The organism is Photorhabdus kayaii (genome assembly GCF_025384895.1).
GTDB classification, from domain to species: Bacteria; Pseudomonadota; Gammaproteobacteria; order Enterobacterales; family Enterobacteriaceae; genus Photorhabdus; species Photorhabdus kayaii.
This window is the reverse complement of record NZ_JAJAFZ010000004.1, coordinates 42,396-62,319: the sequence shown is the minus strand read 5'-3', so window position 1 is coordinate 62,319 and position 19,924 is coordinate 42,396. Positions and strand designations below refer to the sequence as shown.

Genomic DNA, 19,924 nt, shown 5'->3' with positions numbered 1-19,924 from the left:
TTGTTGGCTGCACTCGCTCACCCCAGTCACATAGTTTGCTATGCTCCCGGGGATTCACTCCCTTGCCGTCGCGATGCATCTTGAAATCTTTAGTGTATATCCGATAGCCGTTAAATACGGACAGCTTGCCCCGAGCTTATTTTTGCCAGCATTCTCTTGCTCATTTTAAGTATATCCATCACCTCATCTACCGCCCCCATTTGTATTGCCGCTCTTGGCATACCAAATACCACACAACTTGCTTCATCCTGCGCCAATGTGTACGCTCCCGCTTGCTTCATCTCTAGTAAACCCGCTGCGCCATCACTGCCCATGCCGGTCAGTAACACTCCGACAGCATTCTTCCCGGCAAATTTAGCAATTGATCGAAACAACACATCTACAGACGGACGATGACGATTAACAGCTGGTGCATCGGAGATCAGAACCTGGTAATCAGCACCATTACGACATAGTTCCATATGGCGATCACCCGGAGCAATGTAAGCATGCCCCGGCAAAATCCGTTCACCATTTTCAGCCTCTTTTACGGTAATTTGGCTAAGTTTATTCAGTCGTTCAGCAAAAGAACGGGTAAAACCAGGTGGCATATGTTGAGTAATAAGTAGTGCCGGGCTAGTGACAGGTAACGGTTGCAACAAATTCTTTATTGCTTCCGTTCCTCCAGTAGAAGCGCCTACTGCTATCAGTTTTTCACTGGATAACAAAGGTTTAAAACTTAAAGGAGCAGAACTTACGGGTGTGATTACTGGTACAGATAATTTAGCCTGTGCTGCTGTCCGTATTTTCTCCGCGATAAGTTCACTGTAAGCCAGCATGCCTTCACGAATACCCAATTGAGGTTTGGTTACAAAATCAACAGCACCAAGTTCCAATGCCCTTAATGTGATTTCAGAACCTTTGGCTGTTAGGGAAGAGATCATAACCACCGGCATTGGCCGTAAGCGCATTAATTTTTCCAGAAAATCAATACCATCCATGCGTGGCATTTCAACATCCAGTGTGAGTACTTGTGGATTATGCTTTTTAATTAGATCACGTGCTACCAGTGGATCTGGCGCACAAGCCACTACCTCCATATCCGGGTGACTATTGATGATCTCTCGCATGATTTGACGCATAAGCGCTGAATCATCGACACAAAGAACAGTTATTTTATTCATGACCTCTCCTTGCCCGGCCTACACCGTAAACGGTCTGTCCTTGCAAGTAGAATTCCCGGCTTATTTGAGTGACATTTTCAGAATGCCCTGCAAAGAGCAATCCATCGGGTTTTAACAAAGCAACAAAATGGCGCAGTATCCGTTCCTGCGTCTTTTTATCAAAATAAATCATAACATTACGGCAAAAGATGGCATCAAACTTCTCTTCAAATGGCCAATTGGGATCTAACAGGTTTAGATGCTGGAATGTCACCATGTCAGCAAGTTGGGGCCGGACACGAGCATAACCCTCATAAGATCCAATACCTTTAAAAAAGTAACGTTTTCTCTGTTGATCGGTCAGTTGACGCAACTCATCCAGTCGATAAACCCCTTTGCGTGCTTTTTCCAATACATGGGTATCAATATCACTGGCAATAATTTTTGCCCGGTGAAAGCGCTCCCCTAAGGCATCACTTAGCGTCATTGCAATCGAATATGGCTCTTCTCCTGTCGATGCCGCTGCACTCCATACCCGGTACGATCCATTTTTTTTACTTGCATGTTTAGCTAACAGAGGAAAATGATGAGCTTCCCTGAAAAACGCCGTCAGGTTAGTTGTCAATGCATTGATAAATTCCTGCCACTCCTCACTATTCATGTCATTTTCAAGAACGAACAGGTATTGCCCAAAATCACGTATTTCAAGGGTACGCAAACGCCGAATTAAACGGTTGTAAACCATCTCCCGTTTATGTGCAGCCAGCACAATACCCACACGTTGATATATGAGCTGGCAGATGCGCTCAAAATGCGCATCTGACATGGTGTAACGCTGAATCATGTGATGCAGTGGCGAAGATGGCAAACTTGTCACTGAAGCAATTAAATTTGATTTCATCTGGCCTCAGCGAGTCTGATTGACTGCCCCTTCACTATCCGCAGACTTCAGCGTCAGTGAAAGTTCATTTTCAAGCTTATTTTCTGAATTATTGGGTAACTCAAATTGTGCCACTATTTGCACCAAAATATCGGCCTGATCTTCAAGTGCCGCCGCCGCCGCCGCAGACTGTTCAACCAATGCCGCGTTCTGCTGAGTAACCTGATCCATCTGTGTAACAGCTTGTGCTACTTGATGAATTCCCCGGCTTTGTTCATCAGATGCCGCAGCAATTTCAGCCATCAGATCCGTGACCTGATTTACAGAAACGACCAATTCATTCATGGTCTTCCCTGCATGACTAACCAACTCGGAACCTTGGCTTACCCGCTGAACGGATTCACTAATTAATGTCTTAATCTCTTTCGCTGCTTCAGCACTTCGCTGAGCGAGATCCCTCACTTCACCAGCAACAACAGAGAAACCTCGGCCTTGTTCACCTGCCCGTGCGGCTTCTACTGCCGCATTCAATGCCAAGATGTTGGTCTGAAATGCAATACCATCAATGACGCTGATAATGGCACTGATTTTCTGTGAGCTATTGGCAATTGCATCCATTGTTTCCACAACATCCACTGTCAGTTCGCCCCCTTTAGAGGCTGTTTTCGATGCAGATACCGCCAATTCACTGGCCTGGCGAGCATTTTCCGCATTCTGACGCACAGTTGCAGTCAGTTGTTCCATACTGGCTGCCGTTTCTTCCAGTGATGCAGCTTGCTCTTCAGTGCGGGAAGAGAGATCGGTATTACCCTGAGTAATTTCCTGAATACCGTTATACATCAAGTTAGTATTCTCTTTTACCAAAGTAATGGAATTAACCAGTGAACGTTGCATTTCACGTAATTTTAGGAACACTTCACCAATTTCATCTTGAGTGAAAACAGAAACTTCTTTATTGAGTTTTCCTTCCGCAACATTCTGGAAGTGGCTACGCATATTGGCAAAAGGTCTGAGCAGATTCTTTTTCAACCACCAATGAGCCGCCCAGGCAACAACCAGTACCATTAATATCGCACCTGCAAACATGGCAACTGAAATTTGGTAATAAAGACGACCATCTTGAACGGCGGTTGTAATCTCCTCACCGATATATTGCATATAATGATTGAAATCAGATTCAAGTTGCTGCTGATACTTTTCTGTCGGCTGGTCTAAGAATGCATCATAATTACCACTTTCTAAAAAAACCGAGAGTTCTCTAAGGGCTTTGATATATTCCTTATAACTGGTTTCTACCGAGGCCAGCAATACACTACTACCATCCTCGTCATTCAATTTAGGCAGCGCAATAAACTCAGCAAAATGCATCTCAGCCCTATCTAAGGTCTCCTTAACATTAGCAACCATACTGCCAATATGATCCTCAGATTGTTGCAGCGTTTTCCCCACAGCGATTCGATTAAGTGTATTACGCGATTGCAGCAAAGCTGCCCAGCTCAACCCTAAGGTATCCCTCTTCTGTGTTCCCAGATCAATCCGTTCAATATAAGACTGATCTGCGCGAATGATTCCAAGTGATAAACCACTTGAGATTATCTGCATTACACAAAACATCATCAGTAACAGATATAAACTGGTTGATATACGAAGCCTGCCTAACATGTAATCACCTCTGTTAACGGCTGCATGTGCAGCCGTAGTTATCGCTTAGTGTTTTAAAATGTTTCCCAATTAGCTTGTTCTTCCACATTGTTGGCTTTCTTCAACACCAGTGGATTCGATTTAGCAGGAGAAGTCTTAGCCACAGGCAAATGCTCAATTTTCATTTCGGGTTGAGATTTATTGTCAAGATTCGGCAATTGGAACAGAGAAACTAGTTTCTTCAATCCAGCAGCTTGATCTTCCAGTGCAGCAGCCGCCGCCGCGGATTGCTCAACTAAAGCAGCATTTTGCTGTGTTACACGATCCATTTCGGAGATAGCCAGACCAACCTGAGTTATCCCTCTGCTTTGTTCATCGGATGCAGATGCAATTTCACCCATAATGTCAGTTACACGGGTGACCGAACTGACAATGTTATTCATTGTTTCACCGGCGCTTTCAACCAAGACAGAACCGGTATCTGCGCGGCTTACTGAATCTTCTATTAATGTTTTGATCTCTTTTGCTGCCTCGGCACTACGCTGTGCAAGGTTACGCACTTCTCCTGCCACAACAGCAAAACCTCGCCCATGTTCACCGGCACGTGCTGCTTCCACTGCGGCATTCAGCGCCAAAATGTTAGTCTGGAACGCAATAGCATCAATAACACTGGTAATATCGGAAATCTTCTGAGAACTACCGGCAATTTCACGCATTGTCTGTACAACATTCGCCACGACTTTTCCACCCTGGCGTGCAACTTCAGAAGCACTATCAGCTAAGTTACTTGCCTGACGAGCATTTTCCGCATTTTGGCGTACAGTTGCTGTCAATTGCTCCATACTGGCGGCGGTTTCTTCCAAAGAAGCAACCTGTTCCTCAGTGCGAGAAGAAAGATCATTATTTCCAGCAGCAATTTCGCTGGTTCCGTTATAAATACTTTCACTGCTTTGACGAACACTACTGACAGTAGTGATAAATTCTTTTTGCATATGCTTCAAGCCAACAGCCAGCGTACTCATCTCATTTCTGCCTGAAACAGTCACATTTTGTGTCAAATCACCGGTAGAAAGTGCCTTAATGTTCTCCAATAATTTGTTTAACGGATTCAGCAAACTATGTTTAATGCTAACCCAACTAAAAATCATGGCTGAAACCAGAATCAGCATGATAATACCCAACATAATCACCGCATTTCTGTAAGAGATACTTGCATCAAATACCACATCAGAATAGAGATGATCGTTTTGGGTCAAATAGAAGTTATATTCTTCCTCAAAAGCACTCTGATATTTGCCCGTTGGCTGGTTGAAAAATTCTACCGCCCGATCATGCTCAAGCAGAACAATAAGTTCATGAAGCGCTGAAATATAAACATCATAGGCTTTTTTAAGGCGATTAAGACTTTCTGATTCATGAATAGGCAATTTAGCGGTCTGTTCGTATTGTTCAAAACGCTGCTCTGCGATAGAGAGGTTACTTCTGGCATCTGTCAGTAACTGCTCCAATGTGTAGTAATTATCGACTCCCTCATCTTTTTTCATCATGTAACGAATGCCAGCACGGTTCAAGTTGTTACGGGCCTGTAACAAATTAACCCAAGTGTCATTCAAAAATGTCTGCTGTTCCCGCATTTTATCCAGTATTTCTAGATTTTCCTTGTTACTTTTCAACTCATGGAAGAAAAGCCCTCCAGATATAAATTGCAGAGCACCAAATAATATGATGACCGCCATCAGTCCGGTCACTATTTTCATTCGGTTAAACATGTTTTCCCTTTTTACAATAGATCAGCATGGCTCTGTTATCGGCATCATCAAAGGAAACTTTACTGGTCGTATAAAAGAAATTTGAATATTTTTTCTGATGAAATTAACGAGGGATAGACAAAAAGTAGCTGCCATCTGTCGATGTCGATGATGGCAGTGATATTTAATGATTAACTTTTAGCTACTGAATCTACCAGAGCCATCTCTTCACTGTTAAGCAGCTTCTCAATATCCACCAAAATCAGCATGCGATCATCAAGTGAACCCAATCCTGTTAGATATTCGGTAGATAATGTTACTGCAAATTCAGGTGCCGGACAGATTTGCTCAACTTTGAGCGATAAAACATCCGAAACACCATCAACTACAATACCCACCACCCGGTTTAACAGATTCAAAACAATAACAACGGTATTATCATTATAGGTTACCGTTTCCTGAGCAAATTTAATTCTCAGGTCAATAATAGGCACAATAACGCCACGCAGATTGGTTATCCCTTTAATGAATGCCGGCGTATTTGCAATACGGGTAACCTGATCATAGCCCCGTATCTCCTGTACTTTCAGTATTTCGATACCATACTCTTCATCACCTAGGGTAAAAACTAAATATCCTTCCCCGGCAGTTTCTCCTGACAATTTATTAAACGCTTCTATGGCCGACATGATCTTACCTTTTACTGTGAGATTGACGATTTTTCATGGGGCTCCCCCATTCAGTGCTTATTTTTTTGCTAATAACTCAGCTTTGTTGAATGCCAATTGGTCATGATTGAGTTGCTGCAAGGCAGAAACATCAATAATCAACGCCACACTGCCATCACCCATAATTGTGGCAGCGGAGATCCCGGGTACCTTGCGATAGTTACTTTCGATATTTTTCACAACCACCTGATGCTGCCCAACTAATTGATCAACCAGCAAGGCATAACGACGGCCAGCACTTTGTACAATCACAATAATCCCTTTCGTCGGATCTGTTTTTGCATCAGGAATATCAAAAACTCGATATAACTTAATGAGTGGCAAGTATTCTCCTCTGACATGCAATAATTTTTCATCTCCCGCCAAGGGATAAATATCTTCTTCCTGCGGTTGAAGAGAACTTACTACCGCACTTAACGGCAAAATAAACACTTCGTCATTCACTTTCACTGACATACCATCAAGGATTGCCAGTGTCAGAGGTAACAAAATCCGCGTTACTGTCCCTTTACCTGCTTGGAAGTTAATCTGGATTTGCCCTCCCATTTCCTGAATATTTCGCTTAACTACGTCCATTCCTACACCGCGGCCAGATACATCTGTTACAACTTCAGCCGTGGAAAAACCAGGCGCGAAAATCAACATCGCAACCTCTTCGTTACTCATGTTTTCACTGACTGATAGCCCTTGTGATGTCGCTTTGGCCAGAATCTTTTCACGGTTCAACCCGGCGCCATCATCCACAACTTCAATACAAATATTCCCGCCCTGATGTTCAGCAGAAAGTGTCAAGTTGCCCGTTTCAGATTTGCCCACAGCAAGCCGAGCTTCTGGTTCTTCAATACCATGATCTAGACTGTTACGGACTAGATGAGTCAGCGGATCAATAATGCGCTCGATTAAACTCTTATCCAATTCAGTGGAATTGCCAACCAAAGTTAGATCCACTTTTTTATTCAGCTTGCTAGCAAGATCCCTGACTAAACGCGGGTAACGGCTGAACACATATTCCATCGGCATCATACGGATAGACATCACAGATTCTTGCAAATCTCTGGAATTTCTCTGTAACTGAACCATGCAATTTAGCAAATCGCCATGCAAAGTCGGTTCAAGAACGTTACAGTGCTGAGCCAACATAGATTGGGTAATAACCAATTCACCAACCAGGTTTATCAGTTGATCAACCTTCTCAACCGCAACCCGAATACTGGAAGATTCTGCCCGTTGACGTGGCGATCCAGCCGGTGGTATCGGCGCAGGACGCCCGGCAGGCGATGTGGAACCTTTCTCCGGCGTAGTTGTTTTAACGACTTTAGCTGTATCTTTATTTTTAACTTTGCCTTTGGGTTCAGCTACCGGCAAGAAAGTGATCTGTTCCGGTTCAATAACAAAACAGAGAACTGCCGTGATATCATCCTCTGTGGCTGATGTTACCAATGATGCTTCAACACTATCCCTAGTCTGTTCAGCATCATAAACCTCCCCCAGATTACTCAGCTCATCAAGCATCAGAGAAACTTCACGCTCTTTCAGACCAGAAAGATGAACCCGAACTCTACCTTGCTGATTTTCAGTCGCAACAGGCTCCGATTTTAATTCTGGTTCAGATTCAGTCACCTCTGGCATCACCGCATCTATGACAGACTCAACCTCGCCTTCATTCTCTCTCTGTACTTCCAATGCAAGCTGGCGCAAAGTCTCACAGATGTAGGTAAACGCACTTTCATCCGGCTCCTGAGAACTTTTATAGGCATCCAACTGTTGCTGCATAATATCTTTCGCTTCTAAAAACAGGTTGATAATATCAGTCGTCAGACTCATTTCATCTCGTCTGGCGCTGTCCAGCAAATTTTCCAGAACATGCGTAGTTTGCTGTAGTTTGATAAAACCAAAAGTCGCAGCGCCACCTTTTATTGAGTGAGCACTACGAAAAATAGCATTCAATTGCTCCTGATCTGGCGCATCAGGATCGAGCTGCAATAGATGCTGCTCCATATCCTCCAGCAATTCGTCTGCTTCATCAAAAAAAGTCTGATAAAACGCGGTAATATCCATCGTTACTTTGTCACCTTGGTCGGTACACGATTAGGCTCAGCACCCAGCGATGCTGGTGTTGGCTGGGCCAATACTGTGATTTCATTGGACTGTTGTGTTGGCCTACTTTCAGCCGAATCCTTTCCAATCACCTCGTGAATTTCCTTACTATCATTAATAATCAAGGAATCGCTGCCGGTGTTTTGCTGTTCAATCCGCTCTTCCGCTTGTTTATTGAGCACTAAAATACTGATGCGACGGTTAACCGGTGCACTGGCATCTTCCTGTTTCAGACGAACCGTTGAAGCCATACCAACCACCCGCAATATCTTTACTTCATCCAGCCCACCTATCAACAGCTCTCTCCTTGATGCATTCGCCCGATCTGCGGAGAGTTCCCAGTTACTGTAACCACGCTCACCATTAGCATATTTCAAGTCATCGGTATGACCTGATAGGCTGATTTTATTGGGAATATCGTTCAAGATTGGTGCAATAGCCCGCAAAATGTCACTCATGTAGCTTTCAACTTTTGCACTGCCAACCATAAACATTGGCCGGTTTTCCCGGTCAATAATCTGGATACGTAACCCTTCATCCATCATGTCAATCAACAGATGTGGACGTAATGCTTTAAGGCGAGGATCCGTAATGATCAATTGATCAAGTTGCTCACGCAGCCTATTTAATTTGCGAGCCTCATCATTAGCTTCAACAACTTCAACCTGACGCAGAATATCGCCTTCCTGATGAAGCACATCTTCCCCTCCTCCTGGAATAGGATTCGAGCTATCACTGCTACGCTCCCCTTTATTAATTGCAACTTGTAACGGGGTACGGAAATATTCTGCAATTCGAGTCAATTCTTGTGGACTGGAAATTGCCAACAGCCACATAACCAGAAAAAATGCCATCATAGCGGTCATAAAATCAGCATAAGCAATTTTCCATGAACCACCATGATGTTTGATGCCATTCCTTTTACGTCTTTTTACCCTAATGACAGAGACGTTACGCGCCTTCATACCTGTTCTTCAGTTTCTTGTTGAACAGGTGATTTTACCCGGCGAACATGTTCTTCCAACTCAGTGAAAGAAGGGCGATCTGTGAGGTACAGTGTCTTACGGCCAAATTCAACCGCAATTTGTGGAGCATAACCATTCAGGCTGGATAATAATGTCACTTTAATGCATTGCATCATTTTAAGATGTTCACCGCTGCGCTGACGTAACAATGTTGCCAATGGCGAGATAAAACCATATGCCAGCAAAATACCGAGGAATGTCCCAACCATTGCATGAGCAATCAGCACGCCAAGTTCTCCTGCCGGGCGATCTGCCGAACCCAAAGCATTAACAACCCCCATAACAGCAGCGACAATACCAAAAGCAGGAAGAGAATCTCCAACCATCATCAAGCTGGTTGCCGGAATCTCGCTTTCCTGCTCATAAGTTTCAATTTCTTCATCCATCAAAGCTTCAATTTCATGGGGATTCATATTGCCACTCACAATCAATCGCATGTAGTCAGTGATAAAATCCATCAAATGCTTATCCTTAAGCAAACGCGGATACTGGGTGAAAATATCACTCTGCTGAGGATGTTCGATATCTCGCTCTAATGCTAAAAGACCATGCATGCGAGATTTTGCTAACAACCGAAAAAGCAACGCCATCAGATCCATATACATCACCTTGTTATATTTAGATCTACGCATTACCTTTGGCAAAACACGTAATGTTGCCTTAATCGCTTTTCCGTTGTTACCAACAATGAAAGCACCGATACCAGCACCAGTGATAATTAAAAATTCAGCGGGTTGATAAAGTGCGCCCAAATGACCACCTACAATCAGGTAACCACCGATTACCGCACCAAAAACTACGATATATCCTAAAAGTACTAACACGCGATATCCTTTAGCTAAGTTGGTGAGCGGATGGGAAGTTGAGCAGTTTGAATCCAGAATGGTTGTGGTTTCAATACAGGTTACAGGAGGAAAAAGTAAAATCTGTAACCTGTAGGAATAATTTTCCCATTTAAATTCACACTGCGTGCTGAGCAAGTCCATCCAGCAGTTGTGAATTAGTATCGGCAGACTCAAAGGAAAGTTTACGTTTTTTTACTGCACGTGATGGAGGTTGGCAAAGGCTACAAACAAAGCTATTCACAGGTTGATGAGCATGAGTAATAAAAGTTCCACCACAGGTCCGACATTGTGAAGGTTGCAACATGCCACTGTCCACAAAACGTACCAACGTCCAGGCACGAGTCAACGCCAAAACCGGTGCGTCCCCTTCAACAGGAGGACATTGTTCAAGATAGAGTCGATACGCTTTAACAACAGCCTCTACACCTCCACAATAACCACTCTTGAGTAAAAAACGATAGGCATTATAGAACATCGATGAATGAATATTCTGTTCCCACGTCATAAACCAATCTGTTGAAAAAGGCAGCATCCCTTTGGGCGGGGGACTCCCCCTCAATTCTTTATAAAGCTTAATTAGTCGCCCTCTGCTCAATTGTGTTTCACTTTCAAGCATTTGTAACCGTGCCCCCAAAGTGATGAGTTCCATCGCCAATTGTATATCCTTAGCTTCTTGAACTATACTTTTCTCGGCCATCTTTTATGCTCTTTTTTTCACTGACGTATCGTCTTTCGAAAATAACTTCTGAAACAAATGAGTAGATAACAAAATGCCTGTATGTATTTGTTGTAAATCATCCACTCGAGATTCCCTAGTAAGCTGCTGAATAGTTTCACTGTCTTCGAACCGGAAATTACAGACTAATTGATTAGTCTCAGCGAGCTTGACCAACTGAGGTAATGTCAATTCAGACAACGTATCAGCCATAGAATCGCTAATACCTAAACGGAACATCGCTGACGCTTTTTCATGGTTAATTAATCGCTGAGCTAAAAGCAAATACGATAAATTTATGTCATAAATATGTTTGAGCAATTCAACCGTACTCATTTCTCTATCCCGTCCGATTACATTAAAAAATCAGTTAAGTGTTCGAAAAACCACTCGTGACAAAATTCCTAAAATAGCTTAGGGATTAATAATCTCTTACATAACTAAAATATACAGGCTTAGTCAGAGCAGTAACCATCCTTTGTATTACTTTTGATTCATCTTACTTCAAAAATATTACGGTAGTGAGTTGAAAAAGTATTATTGCGTTACCTGATATAACATTTTTCATTAGCGATTAAGAATATTCTTAATGCAGAACAACTTTACTCCTGAATCATCAACTTATACAACGGAAAGAGGGCGCAATTTTAAATACTATGTGACATAACTCACAAAAACAAGGGCTTTTAATATGCATTTAATCGATAAATTGCTCATTAACTATTCAAACAATTAAATAAAATCCGAATTCTCAATTTTAATAAGTTAAATTATCTAAATAAAAATATTAGATATATTTTTTGATTTTATACGATCTATTAAACTTATAAATTTAAAATAACGATAAAAAATCCTATCCTGAGTCAAACTAACACTAAAAAAGACAGTTTTATCCCTGAGTAATAAGTGTAAACAATAATCTTATTCTGAGATTCAGCATCTCCGCTTGTACGATAAAACAGATTAAGTTTATGTAAAATTTGGTTGCAAAAAAGATACTGGTATGATCACTTTTCGTTTAGATTTGTACCTTTTTTAACCAAAAGGCTTAACTGAAAATGCATACCACCATGCACAGATAACACTAACCATACAAAAATAGCATAAAATACAGTAAGATAATGAATAAAAAAACAACTATAACAACATTTTATTGATTACATAACAATCAATATCCAGCATAGAGATAGCCAGAAAAATTGGTCTATTTCGACTCCTGACAACCCAAATAGCAATAAAATTAATTAGAAAAACTTATCAAATGTTGTATCTCATAATATAATAATACGCAAAACCCCTCTATTGATTACTTTATCTTTTTCATCTTTAGTCTTCATACCTCAAATTAATCATTAATTAAATTCACACATTGGCAATATATATATTTTAAATATATTAGGTATTTTAAACTAATTGAATGTGATTTATTATCCTTACAATCTGCTTTAAAATTCTATAAGAGATACAATTCCAGAAATAAAACTTCCAACCCACATAAATATATAACTTTGTTAAATATCTATCATAAATTAAATTACCACTCTTTATATAATACAAGAAATGAATAGTTTACACATTAATATTTAAATAAAAACACATGCTATTTCCTAATTCATATTCTCATGATACAAATCAAGTGAAATATTAAAAGTCATTTTTTCCATTTTTCATTATTTCATGTAATATTTACGACCATCATCCCAAAAAAATTATTTATACACATAAAAAACATAGCTAATAATGTCATTAACGTATATCAAAAACGTCATTTTCTTAAATGATAAGAATAGATAAAACAATTAACTCTATAGGAACAAAATAATTAATTGAGATTTACCGTAGAAATAACTAATAGGAATAGAGATAAAAATCAATATCATTTCCTGCCAGAATAATGAAATCAATAATCATTGGTGATATAAATATCCTGATATTCCATAAAAAAGATGAAAAAAAATAGGATTTTGATAAGAAATTTATTTTCCCATATAAATAATAGTGGTAATTTTCCGAGTAATTATAACTATTCCTCAAATATGACAGTTAATGCAACAACAGATTACAACCTAACCTAATCACAGAAACACTCTCAGAACAAAGGCACTAAACCCAATAGTTCATCAAACAAGAAGGAATATAGCTATCGAGAATCATTATCAATTATGTAATCAATAACACTGGAAATGTATCTGTTTTTTGGACAAAACACATCCTTTATATGCACAATATATAAACAAAAGATATCTGAAAAAATAACAATTCAATACACTAATCTGGCTAAAATAAAACCTAATGAACAAAATTTTTCACTGAAAAATTATAAATATCAACATATATATCTATAAAATAAAAATGAAACAAACTGGCTCCACCAGTGCCATAGAATATCCAACATTTTTAATACCTCATTTATAATGATCTTCTCAGGAACGGTTTAATCCATTTTACCTCAATGTAAAAAAACCAAGAAATATCACACATCAGATCTTGTACTAGTAAATGAATATTTTGCGCCAAAAAGAATGGAATAAAGGCTCAAATAACCAACATTGAAAAAACATTCCAAAATTCAAACTTGCCGTTATATTCAAGCAGTTGATAATACTCCCACTCGCCTCTCTTCTCTTAACGACCCTTCATTTGACCCCCTAAATTCTTATCAAGCCTAGTAATATCTATCGATTTTTTTTGCACTATCTGTACCTTTGCTAACAAAAACTCCTACATCAGCGTATCTCAATACCACAGCTCCATTAATGTTATCATCAAGAAACCAACTGTATGCCCGTTCTTTTGCAATACAGAATTTTTACGATACACAGTTTGCTAAATACCAATCTGATTTCATTTCTCAAGATTTCGTCACCATCAACTCTGTTTGTTAGAATGCTAAAATAACTTTGAATTCTAACCCTACATCATGACAAATCCTGACGGTAATAGCAGAATTATCCTCGGTAAGAACTCCTGCTGCTGTGTTACCCTTTCTTAATACAGAAATAATAGGGGCCACACTCCCCTTCACTGGATCACGGAAAGTTAGCAACTCCTGTAATATCATCACTCTTTCATCACCATAAAGATGACAAACGTTTTTACTTTATCATCGGATAAATATCGAACTGTTAAATTAATACTCTAAAATTTTGTCTGATGGTAACCATCAGCCACTTCCATTATTTTTTCACGACATTCTCCATCAAGCAGAATTATTATCTATTTTACTCTTATATAAGAACAAACTTAGATCACTTCTTCTACTTAACCTTTGAAAATAATTGATATTTTCACTGAAAATTCTGAACAATAATGAACAACTGATGGAGAACCAAATTAAATATCAACTCATCAATTTTTCTGTACCCGCGTATGATACCTATATCAGGTTTACCACGGCTAAATTCTGATATGAGAATAGCAATGTTCAACAATCAGTCCAGTGACAAAACCAAGGCTAAAAATACCGCATCGAACGATTTTTACCTAGAGAAGCGTTAATCAGCAAGAACATCATCTCTCCTGGTACAAGATATTCGATCAGTCATTCTTAGTACCAGGATCTGCAAAATTACAACACAGTGCTAAATGATTTCTTAATTGACGTTGCCTAACCGAAAGAACACACCATAGGCAACGTTTTGTTTGTTTCTTATGACGAAACGCCATTCGTCAACGGTGATTCCTTATCAAACTAGTGATTGATGTTTTACACAAAAGATTTTCAGATCGGTAGTTCAGAAGCAATTTTCCAGTTTATTGAGCTAACGCTCTTTTCCAGACTTATACGACAAACAATTGCTTCTATCTCATTTTGCTTATCCAGTGTTGCTAACACTTCAACGCACACTTCAAATTTTCCAGATTGAACTCTATCAGCGAAACTCAGTGATTTTAACCTCACAGCTACTCCATTAAGAGCCTGTAATACCAAAGTTCTCACCAAAATTTCGTCATCATTGTCACACACTACGTGAATTTTATAACACTGTACTTGATCAATGGCCTGCTGCCTGGGTTGTAAATTAATACGTTGGGCTGCCTCACGTAACAATATATTTGCACAAAGAATAATGGCAGTTGCTATCGCAGCTAGCCAATATTGCCCAAGACCACACAGCACACCAATTCCAGCAGAACACCATAAGGTTGCTGCGGTATTTAATCCACGAATGTTCATACCTTCCCGCATAATGACACCCGCACCAAGGAAACCAATGCCTGAAACAACTTGTGCAGCAATACGACCAGCACTATCGGGTGAAGTTGTTATTGAACTGAGGATAAAAACTGCTGCACCGGTCGCAACTAATGCATTGGTTCTTAAACCTGCCATACGTTGACGCCATTGGCGCTCAGCACCAATTAATGCGCCAAAGCACATAGCCGATAATAAATGAAAGACAAAAGGAGTTATTAACATGACATTCTCCATACAACAGAATGGATAAATAATCATGTGCATTTATTTTGCACACAGAAACGTATGCTGAATGTTTAATTCAGCCCTACTTTCTGTCCATACCAGGAGGTAACAAAGCGTAAATATATAACAGCATAATAAAAACCCAATATACTATCCCGGCTACTTGACCAAGTACCGGATAACACCATTCTTTGAGTAAGTACAGCTCAGATATTTTGAGTGGTACTGCCCGCTTTATTTGGCAAGCAGCAAATCGAAAGGAAATAAATAGCTTGCCGTTTTATTGTCTATTTAGCTGAAAACTTTGACTATCCAATGGCTATCTCTCCAATAAAATTCGTACAAAGTATAATCAGGAGTAATTAATAAGTAAAGAAAGATATGACTTTAGCAAACAAAAAGCCCGCCACTATGGGGAAAATAGTGACGGGCTTCAAAATCATCCAAGCAATTAGATAGCCATTACGTTTGCTGCTGCTGGACCTTTAGCACCATTTTCAATGGTGAATTCTACGTTCTGGCCTTCTGCTAAAGTTTTGAAACCGTTACCCTGAATGGCAGAGAAGTGAACGAATACGTCTTTGCTACCGTCAGCTGGGGTGATGAAACCGAAGCCTTTAGACTCGTTGAACCACTTCACTTGACCTTTCATTTTGTCAGACATTGTGACTTTCCTATATATCAAAAAAATTTTGCCACCATTGGGCATGTATTGGCCAGTTATATCAGCTATTACTTATGGAGGCACTAAGAAGGAAACGCGTCAACAAAGGCTATCTGAGGATAACACTTACACATAACTCATTAACTCAAGATGTCGTACATAAAGTAGGTCTGTTTATCAGGCCGGCTGCATTAACTCATGATAGAAAAGGAATAGCAACCTTTTTATGCATTGGTGTTTTAAAAAAAATATTTATGCTCATTATTAATGCAATAATTTAACAAACAATGTCATTAGTTACAAATTTTTTTGATTTATTCAACCTTTATCTTAATGAAAGCATTAGAGTTAATCTTAATCAATAACAATTTTCAGATTAAAATAAAACAACTGATCTACGTAAGATCACCTCCCCCATGCTAACCTTAAGAGCAATATAGTTATGAAAATATTTCACTTTTCTTTTGCTTAATCAGGTCAATATATGAATATCATTAAACAGATACTGATTCAGGATCTTGAACGAATCAACATCGAAGAACAACGTGATGGTAAACCCCGTTTTAACAGCCAATTTATCAGCAACCATCCTTATCTCTGCCTGGCTATGCTTGTATCCTACCTGTTTCTCGCTGCACTTATCTGGTACGCCCCATATTTTAGTTTACTTTCACTGCTAGCTTTTACAGTACTCTTCATTATTATGTCGGCGGTTTTATTACTCGAAATCAAACCTGTGTATCGGTTTGACGATATCGGCGTACTTGATCTACGGGTATGTTACAACGGCGAATGGTTCGTCAGCGAAAAAATCTCAGACGGTGCAATCAAAGAGCTTTGTTCCCACCCTCATGTTCCATTGGTAATAAAAGATGAAATCAAGCGCATTATACAAATGAAAGGTGAAATTCATTTTTATGACGTTTATATCATGGTGTTTCCTGAACAATCACATATAGCAACATCGTTACCGATCATGAATAGCCGATAATGAACAAAAGTACTCAATTTCAGTGAAATAGCACAGTTATAAGACAATGCGCTCATATGGCAAGCAAATAATAAACTAGTAAGCTCTTTTGCGTTGACAGTGTTTCAATTGATCGCTAATATCCGCCCCGTTCTCAAGAACGATTCCTCCATAGTTCAGTCGGTAGAACGGCGGACTGTTAATCCGTATGTCACTGGTTCAAGTCCAGTTGGAGGAGCCAAATTCAAGCCTGGAGATACTAAAAAGAATCTCTAGTACGCATGGAATAGCTAGTATACAAAAATATGGCTAGCATGCAAAAAAGCCCAATAAGAATTGGGCTTTTTTTCTATGCAAGCAACAACACATTCGCCGACACCAAAATAATCAATCCAGAACTACCTTATAAATCTTCTCTTTAGATTTATGCAATATATTCACTTCACCAACAAATGATATTTCGTAGTGAATTCTTACCTGACCATTACCTATATAATTAAAGAAATCAACTCCACCCGGTTGACCATCTGCATTTTCTTCAGGCTTAATTACAGTTAACCGAAAAATATTATCTTCACTACCTTGTAAAGAATCTATCTTTAATACTAATTCCCCTGTATCTCGATTGTCAGCAGAATACCCTCTTATATGTACTGTACCTTTTTTCAACTCCTTATCTTTAAGTTTTACATCGTTGACCAAAATATTGATGTCATAATCAATAATACTCTCACCAATTGGTCGGCCCCTATTTTCATCATACTCTTCAATATAAGGCACTTCTAAATCACGACGGACCTGGACTGTTGCAGAATCTTTATCAAGCTCTACAAGTACACGTTGAATAGCAGAAAATCTAGCAGTACCGCTTTCGCTAATAGTATAATAAAGACTATCATGTTTACCTTCAGTAAGGAGATCATTTTTCACCGGCAAACTACGAATATCACCGCTATTTTGTACACCAGGAACAACTTCAACATTATCATTATCAAAAACAAATTTCAGTTCATATTTATCTAAAATATTAGAATCAGTAAAAAGTACTCTAACTCCTGCTTTTATATCATCACCGCTAATAACATTATCATAATGTGCCGGATATACAGGTGCTGCCAATCCTACTGACTTTAGTTTAAATCGACTTAGAGCGGCTTTCGCTACCACACCACCACTCGCATCCGTTACTTCAGCATCAAAACCAATTGTTGCATTAACTCTCTGATCTGTCTTGATTTTTACTAATATTTCAGATGCTCTACTAATGGGATCAAATATGCTATTGTTATTTACGATTTCATATTCGCCCTCATTCAAGCCATTCACCACGATTTTACTTTTGTAATTTTCTAATGATACAGAACCATCATCATCCTGTAGAACTACAAACAATCGTAATGGAACGTTAAACCAGTCTTTATGTGAAACCCAATTAGTTACATCAGTATTAATTAAAAACTTCATGACTTTTCCTCATCTATTTTATAAAAATCACCAGAAAATTAACCACTCTTTTCGGGGGAAATATTATCTGCTTATTTTATATTTAAAATTATTTCCACCTCCTTACCAATTATTTAATTTAAAATATTTTCTGAAATGGTTTTTATTCATTTCATTGCATTGCATTTTATATGCATATACAAATATATTATTAGATCGAGAATATCTTAGTATACTAGCAGAAAATGAGATTTCATTATTAATGGCAAACTCTTTATCATTCGCTTTGGCGTGGATTAATATCATGTTTGCCAAACCAGATATCAAATAACAAATTACTTTTTCAGTTAATAATTATAGACGAGTAAATCCGCTAATAAATATCAAAATATAATAAGTGATCTGTTAAAACAGATAAAATAGGAAAATTACCATAAAATATAAAAATGTCATAAGTAACACAAAGAAAAAATTATCTAATATATATTTAATTATATTTTTAATGCTCATGATTAATTATTTTCTAAATAAAAATATAGATGGTATTTTCACCATCTAATTATCATGGGTAAATATCAGTTAACTCTCGCGTTTCTTGAGCTGAAAAATTTAATTGATAAAAAATGGTAAAAAACATCATTATTGAACATCAGTTAACCAATCAAACTCAATTTTTACTTTTCCCCTTTGACAAGCCCAAAATACCAAGATATTATCCGCCTCGTTGTCAAGGACAATTCCTCCATAGTTCAGTCGGTAGAACGGCGGACTGTTAATCCGTATGTCACTGGTTCGAGTCCAGTTGGAGGAGCCAAATTCATAAGAAGCCCGCCAAATACGGGCTTTTTGCATTCCTAATTCCACCAGTCACTTACAACGTAATATACCCTATGGATTTCAAGATGCATCGCGACGGCAAGGGAACGAATCCCCGGGAGCATAGATAACGATGTGACCGGGGTGAGAGAGTGCAGCAAACAAGCCTTATTCTGCATAAAAATAGATCAACAAGTTCGGTTTGACAGCAAACAGACCATTTTTGTTATTTTCTGCTTTGACAAAGCAAAAGCATATCGTTAATATTCACCCCGTTGTGAAGGAATTCCTCCATAGTTCAGTCGGTAGAACGGCGGACTGTTAATCCGTATGTCACTGGTTCAAGTCCAGTTGGAGGAGCCAAATTATGAAAATCCCGCTTAATGCGGGATTTTTGCTATTCTGACGTCTTTACTTAATTCTCCCAACTATTTACTCATAACATAAGCACGGTAGTTCTATTCAACTTACGTTAATGGAATAAAATTCCATCAAATCTCAAGTAATTAGCATAAAAATATAACAACACGTGCATTTTGCCAGCAAACAAACTTTTTTTATTGTTTTCTACTTTGACAAAGCCGAAACATATCACTAATATACGCCCCGTTGTGAAGGAGTTCCTCCATAGTTCAGTCGGTAGAACGGCGGACTGTTAATCCGTATGTCACTGGTTCAAGTCCAGTTGGAGGAGCCAACTTCATCTCTTTTTTACCCTCATGTTTCATTTTTCCTTTGTTGTAAGAAAATCCACCTCTGACTACCCTAATCTAGTTGATTTGGCTGA

General features: G+C 39.1%; 15 protein-coding genes and 4 tRNA genes. 6 read left to right on the top strand and 13 right to left on the bottom strand.

The window, feature by feature from the left end; all coding sequences use genetic code 11:
• Positions 1–110: 110 nt before the first annotated feature.
• The 12 genes from LGZ98_RS02750 to cspE form a co-directional block, all read right to left on the bottom strand.
• Positions 111–1,163, bottom strand: coding sequence for a protein-glutamate methylesterase/protein-glutamine glutaminase (locus tag LGZ98_RS02750; RefSeq protein WP_113042036.1), 1,053 nt, complete (start codon positions 1,161–1,163; stop codon positions 111–113).
• A complete protein-coding gene (cheR, locus tag LGZ98_RS02745; protein ID WP_113042037.1) occupies positions 1,156–2,043 on the bottom strand; it encodes a protein-glutamate O-methyltransferase CheR in 888 nt (295 codons plus the stop codon). The genes LGZ98_RS02750 and cheR overlap by 8 nt, the downstream gene beginning before the upstream one ends.
• 6 nt (positions 2,044–2,049) lie before the next feature.
• Positions 2,050–3,684: a methyl-accepting chemotaxis protein gene (locus LGZ98_RS02740; RefSeq protein ID WP_113042038.1), complete on the bottom strand. Its 1,635-nt coding sequence runs from the start codon at positions 3,682–3,684 to the stop codon at positions 2,050–2,052.
• A gap of 53 nt (positions 3,685–3,737) precedes the next feature.
• On the bottom strand, positions 3,738–5,432 hold the full coding sequence (locus LGZ98_RS02735; RefSeq protein ID WP_113042039.1) for a methyl-accepting chemotaxis protein: 1,695 nt from the start codon (positions 5,430–5,432) through the stop codon (positions 3,738–3,740).
• A 170-nt stretch (positions 5,433–5,602) separates the two neighbouring features.
• Positions 5,603–6,100: a chemotaxis protein CheW gene (gene cheW, locus LGZ98_RS02730; protein ID WP_113042040.1), complete on the bottom strand. Its 498-nt coding sequence runs from the start codon at positions 6,098–6,100 to the stop codon at positions 5,603–5,605.
• Positions 6,101–6,157: 57 nt separating this feature from the next.
• Positions 6,158–8,197, bottom strand: coding sequence for a chemotaxis protein CheA (gene cheA, locus LGZ98_RS02725; RefSeq protein WP_262977674.1), 2,040 nt, complete (start codon positions 8,195–8,197; stop codon positions 6,158–6,160).
• Positions 8,198–8,199: 2 nt separating this feature from the next.
• Entirely contained in the window at positions 8,200–9,201 is a 1,002-nt protein-coding gene (gene motB / locus LGZ98_RS02720; protein ID WP_228900877.1) for a flagellar motor protein MotB, read from the bottom strand.
• Positions 9,198–10,085: a flagellar motor stator protein MotA gene (gene motA / locus LGZ98_RS02715; protein WP_113042043.1), complete on the bottom strand. Its 888-nt coding sequence runs from the start codon at positions 10,083–10,085 to the stop codon at positions 9,198–9,200. The genes motB and motA overlap by 4 nt, the downstream gene beginning before the upstream one ends.
• A gap of 136 nt (positions 10,086–10,221) precedes the next feature.
• The gene (flhC, locus tag LGZ98_RS02710; protein WP_112895065.1) at positions 10,222–10,803 is read right to left on the bottom strand and encodes a flagellar transcriptional regulator FlhC; all 582 of its coding nucleotides are present in this window, start codon (positions 10,801–10,803) and stop codon (positions 10,222–10,224) included.
• A gap of 3 nt (positions 10,804–10,806) precedes the next feature.
• Complete coding sequence (gene flhD, locus LGZ98_RS02705) at positions 10,807–11,157, bottom strand: flagellar transcriptional regulator FlhD (protein ID WP_112895064.1); 351 nt, start codon at positions 11,155–11,157, stop codon at positions 10,807–10,809.
• A 3,385-nt stretch (positions 11,158–14,542) separates the two neighbouring features.
• Entirely contained in the window at positions 14,543–15,241 is a 699-nt protein-coding gene (locus tag LGZ98_RS02700) for an MgtC family protein (protein ID WP_191214824.1), read from the bottom strand.
• 454 nt (positions 15,242–15,695) lie between these two features.
• A complete protein-coding gene (gene cspE / locus LGZ98_RS02695) occupies positions 15,696–15,908 on the bottom strand; it encodes a transcription antiterminator/RNA stability regulator CspE (protein ID WP_011146114.1) in 213 nt (70 codons plus the stop codon).
• A 484-nt stretch (positions 15,909–16,392) separates the two neighbouring features.
• Here cspE and LGZ98_RS02690 point away from each other — a divergent pair, with 484 nt between their 5' ends.
• Positions 16,393–16,899, top strand: coding sequence for a YlaC family protein (locus LGZ98_RS02690; protein WP_113042047.1), 507 nt, complete (start codon positions 16,393–16,395; stop codon positions 16,897–16,899).
• A 144-nt stretch (positions 16,900–17,043) separates the two neighbouring features.
• Positions 17,044–17,119 (top strand) — tRNA-Asn (locus LGZ98_RS02685).
• Positions 17,120–17,265: 146 nt separating this feature from the next.
• On the opposite strand, the gene LGZ98_RS02680 is transcribed toward LGZ98_RS02685, so the two are convergent.
• Positions 17,266–18,342 (bottom strand): hypothetical protein, encoded by a 1,077-nt coding sequence (locus tag LGZ98_RS02680; RefSeq protein WP_262977673.1) that lies wholly within the window; start codon positions 18,340–18,342, stop codon positions 17,266–17,268.
• Positions 18,343–19,059: 717 nt separating this feature from the next.
• On the opposite strand from LGZ98_RS02680, the gene LGZ98_RS02675 reads away from it, so the two are divergent.
• From LGZ98_RS02675 to LGZ98_RS02660, 4 genes are all read left to right on the top strand, one after another.
• Positions 19,060–19,135: transfer RNA gene (locus LGZ98_RS02675), tRNA-Asn, on the top strand.
• 137 nt (positions 19,136–19,272) lie between these two features.
• Complete coding sequence (locus tag LGZ98_RS02670; protein ID WP_262405135.1) at positions 19,273–19,401, top strand: hypothetical protein; 129 nt, start codon at positions 19,273–19,275, stop codon at positions 19,399–19,401.
• Between the two features lie 23 nt (positions 19,402–19,424).
• A tRNA-Asn gene (locus tag LGZ98_RS02665) sits at positions 19,425–19,500 on the top strand.
• A 258-nt stretch (positions 19,501–19,758) separates the two neighbouring features.
• Positions 19,759–19,834 (top strand) — tRNA-Asn (locus LGZ98_RS02660).
• Positions 19,835–19,924 lie beyond the last annotated feature (90 nt).

What these genes read in the sequence shown, in the direction of transcription:
- LGZ98_RS02740 (WP_113042038.1), bottom strand. Translation starts at nt 3,684, where the DNA reads ATGTTAGGCAGGCTTCGTATATCAACCAGTTTATATCTGTTACTGATG.
- LGZ98_RS02750 (WP_113042036.1), bottom strand. Translation starts at nt 1,163, where the DNA reads ATGAATAAAATAACTGTTCTTTGTGTCGATGATTCAGCGCTTATGCGT.
- cheA (WP_262977674.1), bottom strand. Translation starts at nt 8,197, where the DNA reads ATGGATATTACCGCGTTTTATCAGACTTTTTTTGATGAAGCAGACGAA.
- LGZ98_RS02690 (WP_113042047.1), top strand. Translation starts at nt 16,393, where the DNA reads ATGAATATCATTAAACAGATACTGATTCAGGATCTTGAACGAATCAAC.
- motB (WP_228900877.1), bottom strand. Translation starts at nt 9,201, where the DNA reads ATGAAGGCGCGTAACGTCTCTGTCATTAGGGTAAAAAGACGTAAAAGG.
- cheW (WP_113042040.1), bottom strand. Translation starts at nt 6,100, where the DNA reads ATGTCGGCCATAGAAGCGTTTAATAAATTGTCAGGAGAAACTGCCGGG.
- cheR (WP_113042037.1), bottom strand. Translation starts at nt 2,043, where the DNA reads ATGAAATCAAATTTAATTGCTTCAGTGACAAGTTTGCCATCTTCGCCA.
- flhC (WP_112895065.1), bottom strand. Translation starts at nt 10,803, where the DNA reads ATGGCCGAGAAAAGTATAGTTCAAGAAGCTAAGGATATACAATTGGCG.
- flhD (WP_112895064.1), bottom strand. Translation starts at nt 11,157, where the DNA reads ATGAGTACGGTTGAATTGCTCAAACATATTTATGACATAAATTTATCG.
- LGZ98_RS02735 (WP_113042039.1), bottom strand. Translation starts at nt 5,432, where the DNA reads ATGTTTAACCGAATGAAAATAGTGACCGGACTGATGGCGGTCATCATA.
- cspE (WP_011146114.1), bottom strand. Translation starts at nt 15,908, where the DNA reads ATGTCTGACAAAATGAAAGGTCAAGTGAAGTGGTTCAACGAGTCTAAA.
- LGZ98_RS02680 (WP_262977673.1), bottom strand. Translation starts at nt 18,342, where the DNA reads ATGAAGTTTTTAATTAATACTGATGTAACTAATTGGGTTTCACATAAA.
- LGZ98_RS02700 (WP_191214824.1), bottom strand. Translation starts at nt 15,241, where the DNA reads ATGTTAATAACTCCTTTTGTCTTTCATTTATTATCGGCTATGTGCTTT.